The organism is Streptomyces sichuanensis (assembly GCF_020328095.1).
Lineage (GTDB): Bacteria > Actinomycetota > Actinomycetes > Streptomycetales > Streptomycetaceae > Streptomyces > Streptomyces cinnamoneus.
Genome location: NZ_JAIXMK010000021.1, coordinates 35889 through 57613 on the forward strand (window position 1 = coordinate 35889; position 21725 = coordinate 57613).

Sequence of the window (21725 nt, forward strand, 5' to 3'; positions counted from 1 at the left end):
AATCCACACCTCACATCCGGAAGACGCCGAAGCCGCCCCGCGCCCCCTCCACGGGGGCGCCGTGCACGGCGGACAGGCAGATCCCGAGGACCGTCCGCGTGTCCCGCGGGTCGATGACCCCGTCGTCGTACAGCCGCCCCGACAGGAACGCGGGCAGCGACTCCGCCTCGATCTGCTGCTCCACCATGGCGCGCAGGGCGGCGTCGGCCTCCTCGTCGTACGGCCGCCCCCCGGCCTCCGCCGAGGCGCGGGCGACGATCGACAGCACCCCTGCCAGCTGCTGTGGTCCCATGACGGCCGACTTGGCGCTGGGCCAGGCGAACAGGAAGCGCGGGTCGTAGGCCCGGCCGCACATGCCGTAGTGGCCGGCCCCGTAGGAGGCGCCCATCAGCACCGACAGGTGCGGCACCCGCGAGTTGGACACCGCGTTGATCATCATGGCGCCGTGCTTGATGATGCCGCCCTGTTCGTAGGCGCGGCCGACCATGTAGCCGGTGGTGTTGTGGAGGAAGAGCAGCGGGATGTCACGCTGGTTGGCCAGCTGGATGAACTGGGCGGCCTTCTGCGATTCCTCGCTGAAGAGCACGCCGCGGGCGTTGGCGAGGATGCCCAGCGGACAGCCGTGCAGCCGGGCCCAGCCGGTCACGAGGCTCGTGCCGTAGCGCGGCTTGAACTCGTCGAAGTCCGAGCCGTCGACGAGGCGCGCGATGACCTCGCGGGGATCGAAGGGCACCTTGAGATCCCCCGGCACGATGCCGAGCAATTCGTCCTCGTCATGGAGCGGAGGCGGGACGCACCCCGAAAGACCGCCCGACGTGCGCCAGTTGAGCCGGGCGACGACGAGCCGCGCCTGTCGCAGCGCATCCTTCTCGTCGACGGCGAAGTAGTCGGCGAGCCCGGAGACGCGGGCGTGCATCTCGGCCCCGCCCAGCGACTCGTCGTCGCTCTCCTCGCCCGTGGCCATCCGCACCAGCGGCGGGCCGCCCAGGAAGACCTTGGCCTGCTCCTTGACCATGATGACGTGGTCGGACATGCCGGGTACGTACGCGCCGCCGGCCGTCGAGTTGCCGAAGACGACGGCCACGGTGGGGATGCCGGCCGCGGACAGCCGGGTCAGGTCGCGGAAGAGGCCGCCGCCCGGGATGAAGATCTCCTTCTGGCTGGGCAGGTCGGCGCCGCCGGACTCGACGAGCGAGACGACCGGCAGCCGGTTGGCGGCGGCGATCTCGTTGGCCCGCAGGGCCTTCTTCAGGGTCCAGGGGTTGCTGGCGCCGCCGCGCACGGTGGGGTCGTTGGCGGTGATCACGCATTCGACGCCCTCGACGACGCCGATGCCGGTGACGAGGGACGCGCCGACGGCGTAGTCGCTGCCCCACGCGGCCAGCGGGGAGAGCTCCAGGAAGGGCGTGTCGGCGTCGACGAGCAGCTCGATGCGCTCGCGGGCGGTGAGTTTGCCGCGGGCCCGGTGCCGGGCGGTGTACTTCTCGCCGCCGGCGACGGCTTTGGCGTGCTCGGCCGCGAGGTCGTCGAGCTTGGCGAGCATGGCGGCGCGGTGGGCGGCGTACTCGGGGGCGGAGGTGTCGAGCGCGGAGGCGAGCACGGTCACAGCAGCACCTCCGGTATCTCCACGTGGCGGGCGCGCAGCCACTCGCCCAGGGCCTTGGCCTGCGGGTCGAAGCGCGCCTGGGATGCGGCGCCCTCGCCGAGGATGCCGTCGACCACGAAGTTCAGGGCCCGCAGGGCGGGCAGGACGTGCCGGGTGACGGTGAAGCGAGCGGTCTCCGGTAACAGGTGGCGGAACCGTTCGACCGTGAGGTCGTGGGCCAGCCACCGCCAGGCGTCGTCGTCGCGGACCCACACGCCGACGTTCGCGCTGCCGCCCTTGTCGCCGCTGCGCGCCCCGGCGACGAGGCCGAGCGGGGCGCGCCGGGTGGGCAGCCCGGCGGGCAGCGGTTCCGGCAGCACGGGTGCGGGCACGGGCGCGGGCGCGTCGGCGGTCCGTACGGGCGCCGGCAGCACCGGCACGCGGGTGCCGTCCGGCAGGACCGCGACGTGCCGCACCGCGTCCGCGTCCACGGAGGCGGCCTCGAAGACCCCGTACGGGGCCGGTTTGCCCGGCGGCGCCGCCACGTGGAAGCCCGGGTAGCTGGCGAGCGCCAGCTCCACGCAGGCGGCGTTGACGACGCGCCCCACCTCGGGGTCGCGGGCGCGGACGACGAGCCGCAGCAGGGCGCCGGCCTCCTCCTGCACGGGCGCGTCGGCCCGGTCGGTACGGGCGAGGCTCCACCGCACCTCGGCGGGGCGGGCGGCGGCCAGGACCCCGTCGAGCTGGGCGCGCACCAGGCGGGCCTTGGCCTCGACGTCGAGGCCGGTCAGGACGAACACGACCTCGCTGCGGTGGCCCCCGAGCCGGGTGAGCCCGACCTTGAGCGCTGCGGGCGGGGCCTCGCCGCGCACCCCGCTGATGCGCACCCGGTCGGGGCCGTCCGGCGCGAGCCGGACCGTGTCGAGCCGCGCGGTGACGTCCGGGCCCGGGTAGCGGGCGCCCGCCGTCTCGTACAGCAGCTGCGCGGTGACGGTGGAGACCGTGACGGCGCCGCCCGTACCGGGGTGTTTGGTGATCACGGCCGAGCCGTCGGCGTGCAGTTCGGCGAGCGGGAAGCCGGGCCGGCGCACGTCGTGCTCGCCGAAGAACGCGTAGTTGCCGCCGGTGGCCTGTGCCCCGCACTCCAGGACGTGTCCGGCGACGACCGCGCCGGCGAGCGGGTCGAGGTCCTCGGCGGTCCAGCCGAAGTGCGCGGCGGCGGGGCCGGTGACGAGCGCGGCGTCGGTGACGCGGCCCGTGACGACGACGTCCGCGCCCGCCCGCAGGCACTCGGCGATGCCGGCCCCGCCGAGGTAGGCGTTGGCGGTGAGGACGCCCCGGGGCCACTGGTCCTGGCCGTCGGCGAGGAGGTCGTCGCCGGTGACGTGGGCGACGCGGACGGGCACGCCGACGCGGTCCGCCAGCTCGCCGATGCGCTCGGCGAGGGCGGCGGGGTTGAGGCCGCCGGCGTTGGTGACGAGTCTGACGCCGCGGTCGGCGGCCAGGCCCAGTCCCTCCTCCAGCTGGGCGAGGAACGTGCGCGCGTAGCCGGTGGCGGGGTCCTTCAGGCGGTCCCGGCCGAGGATCAGCATGGTCAGTTCGGCGAGGTAGTCACCGGTCAGTACGTCGAGGGGGCCGCCGGTGAGCATCTCGCGCAGGGCGTCGAAGCGGTCGCCGTAGAAGCCGGAGGCGTTGCCGATTCGCAGAACGGGCACGGGCATGGCACCGGAGGGTGGCACCGCCCACAGAAACAAGCAAGCGTGCTTGCATTATTTTCGGCCGCCGCCGGGGTCCTCGTCGGTGCCCTCTCCGCGGCCACGGTTGCGGGAGGCGAGCGCGTCGGCCAGGACCTCGGCCAGGTGGCGCCCGCGGACGTCGGTGAGCTGGGCGATCTGGGTGCGGCAGGAGAAGCCGTCGGCGAGCACTTCGGCATCGCGCGGAGCCTGCCGCAGGGACGGCAGCAGCTGTTCCTCGGCGCAGGCGACGGACACGTCGTAGTGGCCGCGCGTGAACCCGAAGTCCCCGGCGAGCCCGCAGCAGCCACCGCTCAACTCGCCGGCCAGGCCCGCCCGTTCGCGTAGCCGGCGCTCGGCCGCGTCGCCGAGGACGGCGTGCTGGTGGCAGTGGGTCTGGCCGGCCACGGGCCGGCCGACACGCGGCGGCTCCCACAGCGGGGCGCGCTCCTCAAGTACTTGCGCGAAGGTCCGTACGGAGGAGGCGAGCCGGCGGGCGTGGGGCTCGTCGGGGAGCAGCTCGGTGAGGTCGGTGCGCAGGGCGGCGGTGCAGCTGGGTTCGAGCCCGACGACGGGCAGGCCGGCGTCGAGGGCGGGCGCCATGACGCGCAGTGTCCGCCGCAGAACGGCCCGGGCCTGCGTGAGCTGCCCGGTGGAGACCCAGGTCAGGCCGCAGCACACGGCCTTGGGCGGGACGACCACCCGCAGCCCGGCATCCTCCAGCACGGCCACGGCGGCACGTCCCACGGAGGGCGAGAAGTAGTTGGTGAAGGTGTCGGGCCACAGCACGACGGCGGAACGCCCGGGCCCGCCCCCCGCCCCCTGCCTCGCCCTCGCCCGCCGCCGCCACCATCGGGTGAACGGCTCGGGCGCCGGGTGCGGCAGGTCGCGTTCCGGGGCGATGCCCGCCAGGCGCTTCGCGAGGGCCGTCGGGCGGGGCCGGGACAGCAGTTCGTTGATCAAGGGGGTGGCCGGTGCGCCCAGGTGGAGCCACAGGGGGAGCCGGCCCATCGTGTAGTGGGCGGCCGGGCGCGGGCGGCCCGCGTAGTGGTGGTGGAGGAACTCCGCCTTGTACGTGGCCATGTCCACCCCCGCCGGGCAGTCGCTGCGGCAGCCCTTGCACGCGAGGCACAGGTCGAGGGCCTCCCGCACCTCCTGCGAGCGCCAGCCGTCCGTGATCAGCTCCCCGGCGAGCATCTCGTGCAGCAGCCGCGCCCGGCCCCGCGTGGAGTGCCGCTCGTCGCGCGTCACGCGGTAGGACGGGCACATCACGCCCTCCCCGCTCCCGGCGGCCGGCTCCGTCTCGCGGCACTTGGCGACGCCGACGCACCTGCGGACCGCCGTCGAGAAGTCCCCTCCGTCACCCGGATAGGCGAGCTGCACCGGGACGGGCCGCCGGGGCAGCACGTCGAAGCGCAGGTTCTCGTCCAGGCGGTACGGGCGGACGACCATGCCGGGGTTGAGTCCGCCCGCCGGGTCCCAGAGGTCCTTGAAGCGCTCGAAGAGCCGTACCGCCTGCGGTCCGTACATCAGCGGCAGCAGTTCGGCGCGCGCCTGCCCGTCGCCGTGCTCGCCCGACAGGGAGCCGCCGTGCGCCACCACCAGCTCCGCCACCTCCGCCGAGAAGGCGCGGTAGCGGCGCACGCCCGCGGCGCTCAGCAGATCGACGTCCAGCCGCACGTGGACGCAGCCGTCGGCGAAGTGCCCGTACGGCGCGCCCCGCAGCCCGTGGCGGCCCAACAGGGCCCGGAACTCCCGCAGGTACGCGCCGAGCCGTTCCGGCGGCACCGCGCAGTCCTCCCAGCCGGGCCACGCCTCGCTGCCGTCGGGCAGCCGCGTCGCCGTGCCGGCGGCGTCCTCGCGGACGCGCCAGAGCGCACGCTGTCCGGCCGGGTCGGTGATGACGGTGTGACCGGAGACCAGCCCGTCGGCGGCTGCCGCCCGGCACAGTGCTTCGGCGCCGGCCGCCGCCTCGGCGGGCGTGTCGCCGCCCGTCTCGACGAACAGCCAGGCGGCACCCCGCGGCAGGTCCGCTGCGGTGTCGCCCACCAGGTCCGCGGCCATCCCCTCGACCGTCAACGGCCCGTACGGCACCAGCAGATGACCCGCGTCCGCCGCCGCGCCCTCGTCCGGGTAGCCGAGCACCGCAAGGGCACGCGCGGCGGGCGGCCGCACGAGGCGCACGGTCGCCTCCGTCAGCACGGCGAGCGTGCCCTCGCTGCCGGTGAAGGCCCGGGCGACGTCGGTGCGCCGCTCGGGCAGCAGGGCGTCGAGGACGTAGCCGGAGATGCGGCGCGGCAGGTCGGGGAAGCCGGTGCGCAGCAGGGCCAGATGGCCGTCGACCAGCGCCCGCAGGCCGTCGGCGAGGAGCTGGGGGAGGCCCTCGTAGCCACGGGCGAGCCGGGCCCGTTCGCCGTCGTACGTCAGGACGTCCAGTGCGGTCACGTTGTCGGCCGTCGTGCCCCAGGCCACGGAGTGCGAGCCGCACGCGTTGTTGCCGATCATGCCGCCGAGCGTGCACCGCCCGTGCGTGGAGGGGTCGGGCCCGAACGTCAGCCCGTACGCGCCCGCCGCCGTCCGCAGCCGGTCCAGGACCACCCCGGGCTGGACGACGGCGGTGCGAGCCTGGGCGTCGACGGAGAGGACCGCGTCCATGTGCCGGGTGAAGTCCAGGACGACGCCCTCGCCCGTCGCCTGGCCGGCCACGGACGTCCCGCCCCCGCGCGGTACGACCGGGACGCCGTGCTCGCGGCAGACGGCGAGCACGCCGGCCACGTCGTCGGCGTCGCGGGGCGCGACCACGCCGAGTGGGACGCGCCGGTAGTTGGACGCGTCCATGGTGGTCAGGGCGCGGGCGGAGACGGAGAAGTCGACGTCGCCGCGCACGACGGTGCCGAGTGCGGCCCGCAGGGAGGCGTACGGGTCCGTCGCGCTGCGACTGCTGTGATCACCCATGGGAATCAGCCTGCCCGCGAAAACCACCGAATACGGCACAGTTGCCTCATCCGTCGCAATGGACGGGCGATCGGCGGCAGGGACGGGCGATCGGCCCAGGGGGACCGCCCCTCCCGGCTGTCCCACCGGGCCGTCTCAGCGAGTGGATATTCACCGGCCGTGCGCCCGGCGACGGATTAGGCTGCCGTCGTGGCTGATATCCAGATCCCCGCTGACCTCAAGCCCGCCGACGGTCGCTTCGGCGCGGGCCCCTCCAAGGTGCGGACGGAGGCGCTCGCCGCGCTGGCCGCCACCGGTACGTCACTGCTCGGCACGTCCCACCGCCAGGCCCCGGTCAAGGAGCTGGTGGGCCGGGTGCGCGAGGGCATCCGCGAGCTGTTCTCCCTGCCCGACGGCTACGAGGTGATCCTCGGCAACGGCGGGTCGACCGCCTTCTGGGACGTCGCCACGCACGGTCTGATCGAGTCGAAGTCGCAGCACCTGTGCTTCGGCGAGTTCTCGTCGAAGTTCGCCAAGGCCGCCCGGCAGGCCCCCTGGCTCGCGGAGCCGACCGTCATCTCCTCCGAGCCGGGCACGCACCCCGAGCCGCAGGCCGAGGCCGGCACGGACGTGTACGCGCTCACCCACAACGAGACGTCGACCGGCGTCGCCGCGCCGGTCCGGCGCGTCGCCGGGGCCGACGAGGGCGCGCTCGTCCTCGTCGACGCCACGTCCGGCGCGGGCGGCCTGCCCGTCGACATCGCCGAGACGGACGTCTACTACTTCGCCCCGCAGAAGTCCTTCGCCGCCGACGGCGGGCTGTGGCTGGCGGCGTTCTCCCCGGCGGCCCTGGAGCGCGCCGCCCGGATCCACGCCTCCGGGCGGCACGTCCCCGAGTTCTTCTCGCTGCCGACCGCCATCGACAACTCCCTGAAGAACCAGACCTACAACACGCCCGCCCTCGCCACCCTGTTCCTGCTGGAGCAGCAGGTGGAGTGGATCAACAGCCAGGGCGGCCTGGACTGGGCGGTGCGCCGCACCGCGACGTCCGCGCGCACGCTCTACGGCTGGGCCGAGGCGTCGAAGCACGCGGCGCCGTTCGTGGCGGACCCGGCGAAGCGGTCGGCCGTCATCGGCACGATCGACTTCTCCGAGGACGTGGACGCCGCGGCCGTGGCCCGGGTCCTGCGCGCCAACGGGATCGTGGACACCGAGCCGTACCGCAAGCTGGGCCGCAACCAGCTGCGGGTGGCGATGTTCCCGGCGATCGACCCGGCGGACGTCGAGGCGCTGACGCAGTGCGTCGACTACGTCATCGAGCGGCTGTAGCCGGGGGCGGGACCGCTCGTACGGCAGGGGGCCGCGGCCCCCTGAACGCCGCCGGGGCCGGCCGTGGTGTCAGCCCCGGCGGGGCCGCGGGCTGCGGCGCAGTTCGTCCCAGGTCCCGGCGTCGACGACGCCGGTGGCGGTCAGGCCGCGGTCGGCCTGGAAGTCCTTGACCGCGGACTCGGTGTCCTCGTCGAAGTCGCCCGAGGGGTCGTGCGCGACCGGCAGGTAGCCCCAGAAGCCCAGGAGGCAGCGGGCCTCCTTGACCGCCGGGCCCTTGCTGCCCGGCTGGACGGCCGCCGGCCGGTGGTTGCCGTCGTAGCCGCAGGAGAGGCCCTCGACGGGGACGTCGTCCGCGGCGGCGTTTCCGGCGGTGAGGGCGCCGGCTCCCACGAGCAGGGCGGCGACGAGCGTCGCCGATGCGGCTAATCGTGGAGATTTCATGGTTGGTCCACCTCTTTCACCCGATGTCCCGGTGTGGGACGGGCTTTGAGCATATGGATCAACGTCCGGGCCGACCAAGCGATTTACGTACCGTCCGGGCGCCGGCGGAAGAGCCACCGCAGGCCGAGGGCCAGCACGGCCAGAACGGCGACGGCCCCGGCTCCCAGGACGAGCGTGTGGTGGCCGTCCCCGTCGTCTCCGCCCGCGGCCTGGTCGCCGGCGCCGCCGTGGCCTGGGTTCTTGTTCTCCTTCGCGGCGCTGTCGGGCAGCAGTTCGCCGCTCAGGGCGACCGGCGACACCCTGCTGTTGGCGCCCTCGGAGCCGTACATCAGCGTCCGGCCGTCGGTCGTGAACGTCACCGACTCGCCCTGGCGCTGCAACGGGACCGTGGGGCGGCCGATCTCCTCGGGCCGGCCGTCCGTCCAGCGGTACTCGCGCGCGTCGAAGTAGCCGCGCACGACCAGACGCGTGCCGTCGGGGGAGAACGCACCGTCCGTGGCCCAGATGTTGATGTCGGCGACGCGCCGGAAGGTGTTCACGTCCGAGGGCGAGAGCTTCGCGGGCGCCTCGTAGAGCGCGCCCTTGCCGGACTTCTTCTTACTGACGATGTACAGCCGGCCGGTCACCGGGTGCACCATCATCGACTCGGCGTCGCGCGGGCCGTCCTCGTAGCGGACGGTGTAGCGGGTGGGGGTGAGCGTGATCTCCCCCTGGAGCTCCTTCGGCTCCGGGAAGCGGTAGATGCGGACGTCGGGCCAGGTGCCGCCGAGGTTGTCGCCGATGTCGCCGAGGTAGACGTTCCCGTCGGGGCCGACGGAGATCGCCTCGACGTCCCGGGCCTCGACGCCGTCGAGGGTGACGCGGGCGACCGTGCGCCCGGTGCGCCCGTCGACGGCGTAGGCGTACGGCCCGTCGCCGCTGTCGTTGTGCGTCCAGTACACGCCGGGGTGCGCACGGCTGGCGGCGAGGCCGCTGGACTCCTTGATGCGGGGGTCCTCGATGGTGAAGCCGGCGGGCCCGTCGGCGGCCGCCGGGGCGGCGGCCGGCAGAAGGGCCAGCACGGCCAGGGCGGCGATTCCAGAAGCGGCGAGGAGCGGTCGCATGCCCCAAGCCTGCCATTCACGGGCCCGCGAGGGGTGGACGGCCGCGTGTCGCCGACCGGCCGGCCCCGGCCCGCGGTGCCGTGGACCACTGCGGGCGGCCACCCGCGGGACGGGCCGAACGGCCGGGCGGGGTGGCTGCGGTGGCGGGCCGCCCGGAGCTCAGTCGGTCTTCGACGGCCCGGCCGGGACGCCTGTCGTCGTGGCGAAGCCGGTGATCAGGGCCGTCGTCGCGGCGTGGAAGCGGGCCGCGTCGTCCGCCCCGGCGCCCGTGCGGGCGGCCTCGGTGAGCAAGGGATACCGCGCGGCGTCCAGCCCGGCGAGCCAGTCGGCCCGGCCGGGGGCGGTGGCGTCGTCCTCCTCGGCGGCGGCCTCGGCGGCCGTGTGGGCGACCACGAAGACCGACAGGGAGTTGAGCGCGTCGACCGCGGCCCCGAGCGGGAAGCCCGCCGCCGTGAGCGCCCCCAGGCCGCGTTCCACGGCGTCCAGGGTGGCCGGCGTCACGGCAGGCCGCGCCGCGGCCAGCGGCAGCACGCCGGGGTGGCGCAACAGCGTCCCGCGCAACGCGTCGGCATACGCGTGCAGCATGGCCCGCCAGTCGGGAGCCCTGCCGCCGTCCGCCCCGGCCGGCGGCAGGGCCCGGGCGAAGACGTGCTCGACGAGGCCGTCCAGCAAGGCGTCCTTGCTGGGCACGTAGTGATAGAGCGTCATGGCCTCGACGCCGAGCTCCGCGCCGAGCCGGCGCATCGTCAGCGCCTTGAGCCCCGCCCGGTCGGCCAGCGCCAGGGCCGCCTCCAGGATCTGTTCCCTGGTCAGCCCGGCCCGTTCGCCCCGCGATCTCGTTGACATTCTTACATCGTAAGTCCATGCTGGGCGCACGCCGGCACACTTACGGCGTAAGAATGAATCGACCGAACGGGGCAGGCACAGCAATGCGACAGGGCGTCAACGGCACCGGTCAGAGCACAAGCGACAGCAACGGCCACGGCAACAAGGCGGTGGTCGACGGCTTCTTCCGGGCGATCAACGAGCGCCGCCTCGCCGACCTGCCCGACTACCTGGCCCCCGACGTCGTCGACCACAACAAGGTCATCCACGGCGAGCCCGACGAGCCCGGGGCGGCGTTCGACGCCTTCGCGCAGCAGATGGCGGCCTTCGGGAACGCCCGGATGGAGGCCCGGCAGTACGTCGCCGAGGGCGACACCGTCGTGGCCCGCCTGATGGTCGGCGGCACGCACACCGGGGCGCACCCGCGCATGCCGGAGCCGACGCACCGCTCCTTCGAGGTGGAGCAGATCTGGATCTTCACGGTCGCCGACGGCCGGATCTCGGAGATCCGTGCCGTCAGCGACCGGCTGGGGATGTTCGTCCAGCTGGGCTGGGACTGGCCCACAGCGGACTAGGGCCGGGGCCGGCCCGCCCGGGGCTCAGCTCACGATGTCCGCGTAGCCCTCCACCTCGCGCGGGTCGCGCGGGCCCGGGCCGATGTAGCGGGCCGAGGGGCGCACGAGGCGGCCGGTGCGCTTCTGCTCCAGGATGTGCGCGCTCCAGCCCGCCGTGCGGGCGCACGTGAACATCGACGTGAACATGTGCGCGGGCACCTCCGCGAAGTCCAGGACGATGGCCGCCCAGAACTCGACGTTGGTCGCCAGCACCCGGTCCGGACGGCGGTTGTGCAGCTCCTCCAGCGCCGCCTTCTCCAGGGCCTCCGCCACCTCGAAGCGCGGCGCGGCCAGCTCCCTGGCCGTGCGGCGCAGCACGCGGGCGCGCGGGTCCTCGGCGCGGTAGACGCGGTGGCCGAAGCCCATGAGGCGCTCGCCGCGGTCGAGGGCGCCCTTGACGTACGCGACGGCGTCGCCGGTGCGCTCGATCTCCTCGATCATGCCGAGGACGCGGGAGGGCGCGCCGCCGTGCAGCGGGCCGGACATGGCGCCGACCGCACCGGACAGGGCGGCCGCCACGTCGGCGCCGGTCGAGGCGATGACGCGGGCGGTGAACGTGGAGGCGTTCATGCCGTGCTCGGCGGCCGAGGTCCAGTAGGCGTCGACGGCCTTGACGTGCTTGGGGTCGGGCTCGCCGCGCCAGCGCTTCATGAAGCGCTCGACGACGGTGTCCGCCTTGTCGATCTCCTTCTGGGGCACCATCGGCAGGCCCTGGCCGCGGGCCGACTGGGCGACGTACGACAGGGCCATCACGGCGGCGCGCGCGAGGTTGTCGCGGGCGGTGGCCTCGTCGATGTCCAGCAGCGGTTTCAGGCCCCACACCGGGGCGAGCATCGCCAGCGCGGACTGGACGTCGACGCGGATGTCGCCGGAGTGCACGGGGATGGGGAACGGTTCGGCCGGCGGCAGGCCGGGGTTGAAGGAACCGTCGACCAGCAGGCCCCAGACGTTCCCGAAGGACACGTCGCCGACCAGGTCCTCGATGTCGACGCCTCGGTAGCGGAGGGAACCGCCTTCCTTGTCGGGTTCGGCGATCTCCGTTTCGAACGCGACGACTCCTTCGAGTCCGGGGACGAAGTCGGACATCAGGCGGCTCCTCGTGATGTGTTCGACAAGCGGCTGCCGGCCGCGCGGACGGGGTCCGGGGTCTCCGGGTCCGGCCGGGCGGCCAGAGTGCTGAGGCGGGTGCTCGGGGCAGGGTGCTTCCGGCATGGGCGCCGGATCGGTTACGCGGCAGCGTGCGCGGCTCGCGGTCCGTTCCGGTCAACCCGGTCATGCCCCGTGCGGCGGTACTTCACCCGGTACTTCACCCGGCCTCCGCAGAAGCACGGTCCGGTGCCGGGGCCGGACACGATAGCCGGTGGGGTGCGGACGCCACATCCGTCCGCCTCGTGATTCTGGGGTGTCCGGCGCGCACGGGGGAAGGTGATGTCCGGCACACCGCTCTTTTCGCCGGAAGCAGGATTACCGGCGTGCCGCACGGGGCAGACAAGCTGATCAAGTCTTTTCGCGGCCGCCGCCCTCCTGCAAGATTGTGGCCGTGTCCCACTCCGAGAAGTACGAGTTCGCGCACGACCTGGCCGCCATGCGCGCCCACTACCAGTTCGAGGGCCTTTCCGAGCCGGGCGTCGCCCCCACCCCGTACGAGCAGTTCGCGCGCTGGTTCGGGGAAGCGGCCGCGGGCGAGCTGCACGAGCCCAACGCGATGGTGCTCTCCACGGCGGACGCCGCGGGCCGGCCCAGCTCCCGGACGGTCCTGCTCAAGGGCTACGACCCGCGCGGTTTCGTCTTCTACACCAATTACCGCTCCCGCAAGGCGCGGGACATCGCCGTCAACCCCGCGGTGTCCCTGCTCTTCCCCTGGTACCCGCTGGCCCGGCAGGTCGTCGTCACCGGTACCGCCGGGCGGGTGGACCGGGAGGAGACCGCCGCCTACTTCCGCTCCCGCCCGTACGGCTCGCAGATCGGCGCCTGGGCGAGCGAGCAGTCGACGGTGGCCGCCTGCCGGGCCGACCTCGACGCGGCGTACGAACGGATGATGGCCCGCTACCCCCAGGGCGAGCACGTGCCGGTGCCGCCGCACTGGGGTGGCTTCCGGGTCAGGGCGGAGACGGTGGAGTTCTGGCAGGGCCGGGAGAACCGGCTGCACGACCGGCTGCGGTACGTCCGTACCGGCGAGGGCGAGGGCGGGCGCTCCGGCGGCGGGGAATGGCGCGTCGAGCGCCTGTGTCCCTGAGGCCACGGCAGCCCCTGAACGCAGACGATCCGTGGGCCCGCTACCCCGCGCCGCACACGTGGCGGCGCAGGGTGCCGAGCGGACGACTCGGCGGCCCACGGATCGGGTGACTGCTGGGGATTGGCCGGCACTCCCGCCGGCGCTGCGCTGTGCGCGACGACGGGCGCTAGCCCGCAGTCACCTCACGCGTCCGGAAAGAAATCATGTCCCGAACCACCTCCCTTCTCGTGTACGCCCCACCCTAGGAACCGCCTCCGGCGGCGACAAGTGAATTTCCGTGAGCCCGATTTCGCGGAAGACGGTGTGGTCCGCGCCGGGGTCGAGTTGAATGCCGCTCGTGCAGGACATGCAGGGCATGCGGACCACGCAGAGGCGTCCAGCAGGGGGTACCCCGTGACCGTTCCACACCCGTCCGGCGCCGCCCGTCACGAGGCGGCGGACAGCGACGACCACGACCTCCTCGCGGCCCTCCTCGACGGCATGGACGCCGCGCTCTGCGCGTTCGACGCCGACGGCACCGTCACCCACTGGAACCGCGAGGCCGAGCGGATACTCGGCTGGTCCGCGGAGGAGGCCGTCGGGCGGCACGGCCTGGCCGGCTGGGCCCTGCGCGAGGCGGACGCGGCGGAGGTCACCGGCCGGCTGCTGGGCGCGATGAAGGCGCCGGGGCGGCAGGTGGACGAGTTCGCGCTGCTCACCAAGGCCGGCGGGCGGGTGCTCGTACGCATCCAGTCGTCCGCCGTGCCCGGCGGCGACGGCAGCCCGGCCGGGGTCTACTGCGCCTTCAGCGAGGTGCACACCCAGATCGACCTGGAGCGGTCGGTCGCGCTCAGTGAGGCGCTGTTCGGGGAGGCGTCGTGGGGCGTGGTCCTCGTCGACGCCGACCTGCGGCCCGCCCTGGCCAACGCGCACGCCGCACGAGCCCTGCGGACGAGCCGTACGGCGCTGCTCGGACGGCCGCTGGGCGAGCTGCTGGACCAGGGCGTGGAGGAACTGGAAGGCGTACTGCAGCACGTGCTGGCGGCCGGCGCGCCGCCCGCGCCCACCGAGCTGTGGGTGACCGTACGGGACCAGGGCACCGGCGTCGCGCTGCCCGAGCGGCGCTGCTGGCGCAGCGGCTTCCTGCGGCTGGCCACGCCCCTGGTGGAGGAGCCCGTGCCGCTGGGAGTGGCCTGGCTCTTCACGGACGTGACGAAGACACGGCTGGCGGAGCAGGAGAGCGCGCGGCTGCGCTTCCGGGGCAGTCAGCTGCACCGGGCGGGCCGGGCGGTCGCGGAGTGCGAGGACCCGATGGAGGCGGCGGCGCTCTACCTGGAGTTCGCGCTCGCGGGCTTCGCCGACCACGCCCTCATCGACACGCTGCCCGAGCCGGAGCCGGTCCCCGAGCCGCCCGTCCGGCTGACCCGGGCCGCGAGCACGCCGGCCGGCGCTCCGGGGGCGGCGGCCCCGGCCGGCGCGGGCGTCCCCGTGCCGTACGCGGCCGGGCACCCGGCTCTGCAGGCGGTCGAGCGCTGCGGCTCGGTCAGGGCGGCCACGGACCGTTCGGACGGCTGGGCGGCGGCCCGCAAATGGCCCGACGGCACGCGACACGCCCTGGCGACGGCGCTCCGCAGCCGCGGCCGGACGGTCGGGGTGGTGACGTTCCTGCGCGGCGCGGCCCGCCGCCCGTTCGACCGCGCGGACGCCGTCTACGCGGAGGACATCGCGACCCGCGTCGCAGCCGCGATCGACTTGGCGGTGACGGTGTCCCGCTAGGGCCGGGCCTGTGCCACTGCCCCGGCCGTCGGCCCGGCCGGCGGCGCCGCCTAGTGGCGGAAGAAGATGCGGTCCCCGTACTCGTCCAGCAGGCGGCCGTTCCACTCGTGGCCGCCGTCGACGTTGCCCGAGCGCAGCATCGGCGGGTCGATGCCGCGCGCCGCGAGCTCGGTGGCCGCGGAGGCGACGAGCGCCTGCATCACGGCGCTCGTGACGACCGTGGAGGCCGGGCCGAACGGCGCCGCGATGCCCTCGGCGGACAGCTCCGCGTCCCCCGTAGCGATCTTGCTGTCGAGGACGAGGTCGCAGTGGTCCTTCAGGAAGGTCCCCGAAGCGTGCCGCGACTTCGTCTCCTCGGCGTAGGCGAGCGAGGTGACGCCGATGACCTTCAGCCCCAGCGCACGGGCGTTGATCGCCATCTCGACGGGCAGGGAGTTGCGCCCGGAGAGGGAGATGACGATCAGGACGTCGCCGCGCCGGGCCGGGCTGCTGTCCAGGACCGCGCCGGCGAGGCCGTCCACGCGCTCCAGGGCGCTGCCCAGCGTGGCGGGCATGATGTCGACGCCGACCGTGCCCGGCACGGCGAGCAGGTTCATCAGGGCCAGGCCGCCGGCCCGGTAGACGACGTCCTGCGCGGCCAGTGACGAGTGGCCGGCGCCGAAGACGAAGATCCGGCCGCCGTCCGCCACGGTGTCGGCGATCATGGCTCCGGCGGCGGCGATGCGCTCGCCCTCCTCGTCGCGGACCCGCCGCAGCAGGGCGATCGCGGCGTCGAAGAACTGGCCGGCAGGCTTGTTCTCGCTCATCGCTGCGGGGCTCCTCGGGGTGCGTCGTCGGCTCGGTGCGGCAGGCCGTGGGGGAATGCGGCCGTCCGGCGCATTGTCCCGCGGCGCCGATCACGTTGCGGCCCCGACGGCGGCGCTGTCAATACGGCGGGGGCCGTCAGGGGCGTGGGCGGCCCCGTTGTCGGTGGTATGCGTCAGAATTGGGTCCAGGGCCAGCGCACGACTTATTTCGAGGGGCACGGCATGTCCGGACTGATCGACACCACGGAGATGTATCTCCGCACCATCCTGGAGCTGGAAGAGGAAGGTGTGGTTCCCATGCGTGCCCGCATCGCGGAGCGGCTCGACCAGAGCGGCCCGACGGTGAGCCAGACGGTGGCCCGCATGGAGCGCGACGGCCTGGTGTCCGTCGCCGGCGACCGGCACCTGGAGCTGACGGAGGAGGGCCGCCGGCTGGCCACGCGCGTGATGCGCAAGCACCGCCTCGCGGAGTGCCTCCTGGTCGACGTGATCGGTCTGGAGTGGGAGCAGGTGCACGCCGAGGCGTGCCGCTGGGAGCACGTGATGAGCGAGGCCGTCGAGCGGCGCGTGCTGGAGCTGCTGCGCCACCCGACCGAGTCGCCGTACGGCAACCCGATCCCGGGCCTGGAGGAGCTGGGCGAGAAGTCCGAGTCGGACCCCTTCCTCAACGCCGGCATGGTCAGCCTGATGGACCTGGAGCCGGGCACGGAGGGCAAGACCGTGGTCGTGCGCCGCATCGGCGAGCCCATCCAGACGGACGCCCAGCTCATGTACACGCTGCGGCGCGCCGGTGTGCAGCCCGGCGCCGTGGTCAGCGTGACGGAGTCGCCCGGTGGGGTGATGGTGGGCAGTAGTGGCGAGGCCGCCGAGCTGGCGTCGGACATCGCCTCCCACGTCTTCGTCGCCAAGCGCTGACCGGCCTCGACGCCCCGCGGGCGCCGGCCGCGCCGGGTACGTATGCCGCGTTACGTAAAGCTGCCGAGCCGCGGCGGAATCGGCGCGGGCGGGCCCGAGCCGTGCGACGCTGGCGCTGAGTGCTGAACGCATATGCGCGCGCCGCCGACCGGGGAGGGGATCGGATGAGCTCAGCGGGGGGCCGCACCACGGTGAAAGGGCCCCGGCGCCCTCGCGGACTGCCGGGGCCCCACCTCCCCGTTCTCCCCCGCGGCGCCCCGGAGCCCCGAGCTCCCAGGGTGCGCCTCGCGGGCCTTCTTCCCCGAACGGCCCGCGCCCAGGTCGATTTCTCCCCGGGGCACAGACGGTCAATCCTTCCGCCCGGTCACTCGAACGAGGGGTGTTGCGCGCGACCACGGTTCATTCGAATGGAAGTTCCATAAGGTGGAGCTGCTCGGGGGAGACGAGGGGGTGTCAGAGCTCATGGTCCGGCGTATCGAAGTGACCGGAAGCGGCGGAGTGCGGCTTGCCGCCTGGGAGTTCGCCGAACCGCCGAAGGCGGGGGGAGGCGGGGTGCTGCTCCTGCACGGCCTGCTGGGCCGGGCCGCGCACTGGGCGGACACGGCCCGCTGGCTGTCCACGCGGTACCGCACGATCGCCCTCGACCAGCGCGGCCACGGCCGCAGCGACAAGCCGGTCAGCGGCCCCTACGCCCGCGAGGCGTACGTCGCCGACGCCGAGGCCACCGTCGAGCAGCTCGGCCTGGCCCCCGTCACCCTCATCGGCCACGCCATGGGCGCCCTCACCGCCTGGCAGCTGGCCGCCCGCCGCCCCGACCTCGTCCGCGCCCTGGTCATCTGCGACATGCGCGCCTCCGCCCTGGGTGCGGCCACCCAGCGCCAGTGGAGCGAGTGGCTGAGGTCCTGGCCGGTGCCGTTCGCGACGCTCGCCGACGTCCGCAAGTGGTTCGGCGAGGACGACCCCACCCTGGAGCGGCCCGCCCCGGCCCGGGGCGACTTCTACGCCGAGGTGATGTCCGAGCGCGCCGACGGCTGGCGTCCGCTGTTCTTCCGCCGCCAGATGCTCCAGGCCCGCGAGGGGTACGCCCACGACGCGCACTGGGAGGAGCTGGCCCGGGTGGAGTGCCCGGCGCTGGTCGTCCGCGGGCTGGACGGCGCGCTGGGCCGTGCCGAGGCCCAGGAGATGGTCCGCGTCCTGCCCCGCGGCCGCTACGCCGAGATCCCCGACGCCGGGCACCTCGCCCATTACGACCAGCCGGCCGGCTGGCGGCGCGTCGCCGAGCCCTTCCTGGAGGCCGCCGTACCGGCGTGAGGGGCGCCCCGTCCGGGGCGTGCCCGATTTAATTCAACACCCGTTGACATAACCGGGGTGCCGGGTGTGCACTGGCATGGAGGCGCAGTCCACGTCCTGCGCACGATGCGCAGCCATGCCGCCGCCATCCACCGGGAGCCGTCATGTCCCCACGCACCGAACCCACCGCGGACGTCCTGGTCGTCGGAGCGGGCCCCACCGGGCTGCTGCTGGCCGGCGATCTCGCCGCCTCCGGCGTGCGCGTCACCGTCCTGGAGAAGCGCGCCCAGGAGTCCAACCTCACCCGTGCCTTCGCCATCCACGCCCGCACCCTGGAGGTGCTCGACGCGCGGGGCCTCGCCGAGCCGCTCATCGCCACCGGCACCTTCCTGGGCCGGCTGCGGCTCTTCGGCCGCACCTGGATCGAGCTGAACCGGCTCGACTCCCGCTTCCCCGGCGTGCTCATCACCCCGCAGTACGAGATCGAGCGGCTGCTGGAGGAGCGCGCCCTGGCGCACGGCGCCGAGATCCGGCGCGGCGCCCGGGTGACCGGGCTGCGCCAGGACGCCGAGGGCGTCGACGTCGACGTCGAACCCGCCGGGGACGGCGCCTCCGCCACCGTGCGCGGCCGCTACGTCGTCGGCGCGGACGGGGTGCACAGCGCCGTCCGCACGGCCCTCGGGATGCCCTTCCCCGGACGGTCCGTCCTGCGGTCCGTGATGCTCGCCGACGTGCGCCTGGACGTGCCCCCCAAGGACGTCCCCGCGTTCAACGGCGTCGCCGGGGGCTTCGCCTTCATCGCCCCCTTCGGGGACGGCTGGTACCGCGTCATCGCCTGGGAGCGGGGCAGCGACCTGCCCTCCGGCGCCCCCGTCGACTTCGACAGCCTGCGCGCGGTCACCCGTGCCGCGTTCGGCACGGACTTCGGCATGCGCGAGCCCCGCTGGACCTCGCGCTTCCACAGCGACGAGCGCCAGGTGCCGCGCTACCGCGAGGGCCGCGTCCTCCTCGCGGGCGACGCCGCCCACTGCCACTCGCCCGCCGGCGGCCTCGGCCTCAACACCGGTGTCCAGGACGCCGCCAACCTCGGCTGGAAGCTCGCCGCCGTCCTGCAACACCGCGGCGACGACCGGCTCCTGGACAGCTACCACGACGAGCGTCACCCCGTCGGCACCGCGGTCCTGCGGCTCTCGGGGGCCATCGTCCGGTCGGTCCTGGCCGCCACGCCCGTCACCCGGGGCCTGCGCAACGCCCTGGCCGGGGCGGTCGCCCTCGCCCCCTTCGCACTGGACCGGGCCGCCCTGTTCATCTCCGGCGTCGGCATCCACTACCCGGCCCCGCCCGGCGCCCACCCCCTCGTCGGCCGCCGCGCCCCCGACCTGCCGCTGGCCGAGACCGCCGACGGCCCGGACCGCCTCTACGAGGCGCTGCGCGCCGGCACGTACGTACGGGTCCTGCCGCGGGGCGCGGACGCGCGAAAGGCGGACGAGAAGGAGGACGGCGTCACCACGGTCACCCGTGCCGACGCCGCCCCCACGACCCTGCTCGTCCGCCCCGACGGCTATGTGGAGCGGGCCACCGACGGCTGACGGCCGCCGCGTGCGCCCTTGCCGACCGTCGTCGTCAGCCCTTGCTCACCGCCGCCAGGATCTCCGGCAGCCGGCCGGCCACCCGCGGGGCCGCGAACCGCAGCCCCGCCCAGGCGATCAGCACCCCGTATCCGGCACCGGCCGGCACCAGCGCCCACAACAGGCCCGTCGCGCCCGCCGAGTGCAGCCAGATCGCCGCCACGATGAGCGGGGTGCACAGCGCCGCGCTCACCAGCGCGCCGAGCAGCATGCCGGCCCAGGCGATGCCGTTCTGGCCGGGGGCGACGTTCTTGAAGGCCCCCTCCTGGGGAATGGAGTAGGGGTAGCGCCACGACGTCGTGGCGGCCGTCGCGAAGAGGGCACCCACCAGCGCCAGGCACAGTCCCCACACCATGGGCATGTCCCGCCAGTTGCCCGTGATCGCGGCCGAGACGATGACGACCAGCGTCGTGTACGGCACGGCGATCAGCGCGACGGCCAGCGCACGGGAACGCAGTTCGTCATAGGCGTCGCGGGGCGAGGAGATCGTCTGCAGCACCATCCAGAACGCCGAACCGTCCTGGCCGAACTGGTTGTAGTTGTGCATGCCGAGGACCGTCGTCGCGAAGAACGCGAAGTAGATGCTGCCGTTGCCCTGGGCGGCGTTGACCGCGGGCACCACCAGGCCGATGATCAGCGCCGAGGCCCACGCCATGCGGGTCTTGGGGTCGCGGCCGAGGTAGCGCAGCGAGCGCAGCATGACCGCGCCTGTGCGCCCGGCGGGCAGCAGGCCCGCCAGTCCGGCGCCCTTGTCCGCCGTCCGCCCGGCGTCCTTGCGCGACGCGTCGGGGGAGACGGTGGAGGCATCCGCGGAGACCATCACCGCGGCGAGGCTGCGCTGCCACCACCACAGCACCGCCGCCAGCACCACGGCGGACAGGGCGAGTTCGCCGGCGGCCAGCCCGTACGAGCCCTCGCCGGCGGCCCGGACGGCGTCCAGGGCGGAGCCCGGCGGCACCCAGCGCAGGACGTCGGCGAGCGGCTCCAGCCGGGCGAGGTGGAGGGTGTTCAGCTTCGCCATGCCGAGGTTCACGAACTGCAGCCCCAGGGCGATGATCAAGCCGCTGAGCAGGGCCATCTCACGGCCCTTGCGGCTGGTCAGGAGCCGGGCGTTGGCGGTGGCGACGGCCCGGGCCAGCGCCAGGCACAGCAGCAGCGCCAGGACCGCGCCGAACACCCCGACGACGGCCGCGGCGACGCCGTGCGCGGTCGCGATCACCGAGCCGACGAAGAGGATCAGCGTGAAGGCGGGACCGATGCCGATCAGCGAGGCCGTCATCAGGGCCGCCACCAGCGGGGTGGGCCGCAGGGGCAGCATCACCAGCTTGGACGCGTCCAGGGTCTCGTCGCCGCCCGGGAAGAACAGCGGGACGAACGCCCAGCCGAGCGCCAGCAGGACCGCCAGCGGCACGGTCAGGGCCGCGGCGTGCTCGTTGCCGCGCAGGGCGATCAGGGCGATGAGCTCAAGCGCCGCGAAGAGCGCGGTGAGGACGATGGAGGTGATGTAGACGGCCTTGCGGCCCGAGGACTGGCGCAGGCCGTTGCGCAGCAGCGACAGCTTCAGGTGGGCGAACGTGCCGAGCAGAGAGGGGAGTGCGGGGGCGCTCATCGGGCGCCGCCCAGCCAGTCGAGGTTCTCGCTGTCCGCGCCGGCGCGCCCGCCGACCAGCGAAAGGAACGCGTCCTGCAGAGTGGGCGCCTCGCCCCGCACCTCCGCGAGCGGGCCGTGGGCCCGGATGCGGCCGGCGGCCAGCACGGCGACCCAGGAGCACAGGGACTCCACCAGCTCCATGACGTGACTGGAGAAGACGACCGTGGCACCGGAGGCGGTGTAGCGCTCCAGCACCTTGCGGATGGTCTGGGCGGAGACCGGGTCGACGCCCTCGAACGGCTCGTCCAGGAAGAGGACTTCGGGGTTGTGGAGCAGCGCCGCGGCCAGGCCGATCTTCTTGCGCATGCCGGTGGAGTAGTCGATGACCAGCTTGTGCTGCGCGCCGGCCAGGTCGAGGACGTCCAGCAGCTGGGTGGCGCGCTTGTCGACCTCGTCGCCGGGCAGGCCGCGCAGGCGGCCGGTGCAGGCGAGGAGCTCGCGCCCGGAGAGCCGCTCGAACATCCGCAGGCCCTCGGGCAGGACGCCGATGCGCGCCTTGACGGCGGCCGGGTCCTGCCAGACGTCGTGGCCGCCGATCTCGACGCGGCCGGAGTCGGGCCGCAGCAGGCCGGTGACCATGGACAGGGTCGTCGTCTTGCCGGCGCCGTTCGGGCCGACCAGGCCGATGAACTGCCCGGCCGGTATCTCCAGATCGATACCGGCCACCGCCGCCTGCTCGCCGAAGCGCTTCCACAGTCCCTCGATGCGGACCGCGGGTATGACGTCCTGTCCCACTGTGCTCGTCCTTTTCCCCGTGAAGGTGGTGCCGGGGGAGCCGGAAGTGCCCCGCCCTCCCGGTCCACGGTAGGGGCGGTCCGGGAGGGCGGGCAGTGAGGTTTGTCAGGAGTTCGTCGTGAGGAAGGTCCTCCGGGGGCCTGGGC

17 protein-coding genes are annotated in these 21725 nt (G+C 74.1%); 7 read left to right on the plus strand and 10 right to left on the minus strand.

Annotated features, from left to right (window positions below; translation table 11 throughout):
* Positions 1-10: 10 nt before the first annotated feature.
* The 3 genes from LE181_RS09615 to LE181_RS09625 are packed head-to-tail and all read right to left on the minus strand — an operon-like array spanning position 11 to position 6273.
* The gene (locus LE181_RS09615) at positions 11-1606 is read right to left on the minus strand and encodes an acyl-CoA carboxylase subunit beta (RefSeq protein WP_225660787.1); all 1596 of its coding nucleotides are present in this window, start codon (positions 1604-1606) and stop codon (positions 11-13) included.
* Entirely contained in the window at positions 1603-3306 is a 1704-nt protein-coding gene (locus tag LE181_RS09620) for an acyclic terpene utilization AtuA family protein (protein WP_225660788.1), read from the minus strand. Before LE181_RS09620 ends, LE181_RS09615 begins: the two co-directional genes overlap by 4 nt.
* Positions 3307-3354: 48 nt before the next feature.
* Positions 3355-6273 carry an FAD-binding and (Fe-S)-binding domain-containing protein gene (locus tag LE181_RS09625; RefSeq protein WP_225660789.1) on the minus strand — a complete coding sequence of 973 codons (2919 nt, stop codon included), beginning with the start codon at positions 6271-6273 and terminating at the stop codon, positions 3355-3357.
* A 189-nt stretch (positions 6274-6462) separates the two neighbouring features.
* Between LE181_RS09625 and serC the strand changes: the two genes are divergently transcribed.
* Positions 6463-7581 (plus strand): phosphoserine transaminase, encoded by a 1119-nt coding sequence (gene serC, locus LE181_RS09630; protein ID WP_225660790.1) that lies wholly within the window; start codon positions 6463-6465, stop codon positions 7579-7581.
* A gap of 69 nt (positions 7582-7650) precedes the next feature.
* On the opposite strand, the gene LE181_RS09635 is transcribed toward serC, so the two are convergent.
* The 3 genes from LE181_RS09635 to LE181_RS09645 all read right to left on the minus strand — a co-directional run bounded on the left by LE181_RS09635 (position 7651) and on the right by LE181_RS09645 (position 9971).
* Complete coding sequence (locus tag LE181_RS09635; protein WP_225660791.1) at positions 7651-8022, minus strand: peptidoglycan-binding domain-containing protein; 372 nt, start codon at positions 8020-8022, stop codon at positions 7651-7653.
* An 83-nt stretch (positions 8023-8105) separates the two neighbouring features.
* Entirely contained in the window at positions 8106-9125 is a 1020-nt protein-coding gene (locus LE181_RS09640) for an SdiA-regulated/phytase-like domain-containing protein (protein WP_225660792.1), read from the minus strand.
* 159 nt (positions 9126-9284) lie between these two features.
* Entirely contained in the window at positions 9285-9971 is a 687-nt protein-coding gene (locus LE181_RS09645) for a TetR/AcrR family transcriptional regulator C-terminal domain-containing protein (protein WP_225660793.1), read from the minus strand.
* Positions 9972-10054: 83 nt separating this feature from the next.
* Between LE181_RS09645 and LE181_RS09650 the strand changes: the two genes are divergently transcribed.
* Positions 10055-10525, plus strand: a complete 471-nt coding sequence (locus LE181_RS09650) for an ester cyclase (protein ID WP_225660794.1) — start codon at positions 10055-10057, stop codon at positions 10523-10525.
* Between the two features lie 24 nt (positions 10526-10549).
* Here the strand turns inward: LE181_RS09650 and LE181_RS09655 are convergent, their stop codons facing one another.
* Positions 10550-11650 (minus strand): citrate synthase 2, encoded by a 1101-nt coding sequence (locus LE181_RS09655; RefSeq protein ID WP_225660795.1) that lies wholly within the window; start codon positions 11648-11650, stop codon positions 10550-10552.
* Between the two features lie 454 nt (positions 11651-12104).
* On the opposite strand from LE181_RS09655, the gene pdxH reads away from it, so the two are divergent.
* A complete protein-coding gene (gene pdxH / locus LE181_RS09660; RefSeq protein WP_308103113.1) occupies positions 12105-12800 on the plus strand; it encodes a pyridoxamine 5'-phosphate oxidase in 696 nt (231 codons plus the stop codon).
* Positions 12801-13193: 393 nt separating this feature from the next.
* Positions 13194-14555 (plus strand): PAS domain-containing protein, encoded by a 1362-nt coding sequence (locus tag LE181_RS09665; protein ID WP_225660796.1) that lies wholly within the window; start codon positions 13194-13196, stop codon positions 14553-14555.
* Positions 14556-14605: 50 nt separating this feature from the next.
* Here LE181_RS09665 and LE181_RS09670 read toward each other — a convergent pair whose 3' ends face one another.
* A complete protein-coding gene (locus LE181_RS09670; protein ID WP_225660797.1) occupies positions 14606-15361 on the minus strand; it encodes an SIS domain-containing protein in 756 nt (251 codons plus the stop codon).
* A 222-nt stretch (positions 15362-15583) separates the two neighbouring features.
* On the opposite strand from LE181_RS09670, the gene LE181_RS09675 reads away from it, so the two are divergent.
* The 3 genes from LE181_RS09675 (at position 15584) to LE181_RS09685 (ending at position 19155) form a co-directional block, all read left to right on the plus strand.
* A complete protein-coding gene (locus LE181_RS09675) occupies positions 15584-16276 on the plus strand; it encodes an iron-dependent transcriptional repressor DtxR (protein ID WP_190111226.1) in 693 nt (230 codons plus the stop codon).
* A gap of 462 nt (positions 16277-16738) precedes the next feature.
* Complete coding sequence (locus LE181_RS09680; protein ID WP_225660798.1) at positions 16739-17587, plus strand: alpha/beta fold hydrolase; 849 nt, start codon at positions 16739-16741, stop codon at positions 17585-17587.
* Between the two features lie 143 nt (positions 17588-17730).
* On the plus strand, positions 17731-19155 hold the full coding sequence (locus LE181_RS09685) for an FAD-dependent monooxygenase (RefSeq protein ID WP_225660799.1): 1425 nt from the start codon (positions 17731-17733) through the stop codon (positions 19153-19155).
* A gap of 34 nt (positions 19156-19189) precedes the next feature.
* Here the strand turns inward: LE181_RS09685 and LE181_RS09690 are convergent, their stop codons facing one another.
* Both LE181_RS09690 and LE181_RS09695 read right to left on the minus strand, forming a co-directional pair.
* Positions 19190-20803 (minus strand): transporter, encoded by a 1614-nt coding sequence (locus LE181_RS09690; RefSeq protein ID WP_225660800.1) that lies wholly within the window; start codon positions 20801-20803, stop codon positions 19190-19192.
* A complete protein-coding gene (locus LE181_RS09695) occupies positions 20800-21579 on the minus strand; it encodes an ABC transporter ATP-binding protein (RefSeq protein ID WP_225660801.1) in 780 nt (259 codons plus the stop codon). Before LE181_RS09695 ends, LE181_RS09690 begins: the two co-directional genes overlap by 4 nt.
* Positions 21580-21725 lie beyond the last annotated feature (146 nt).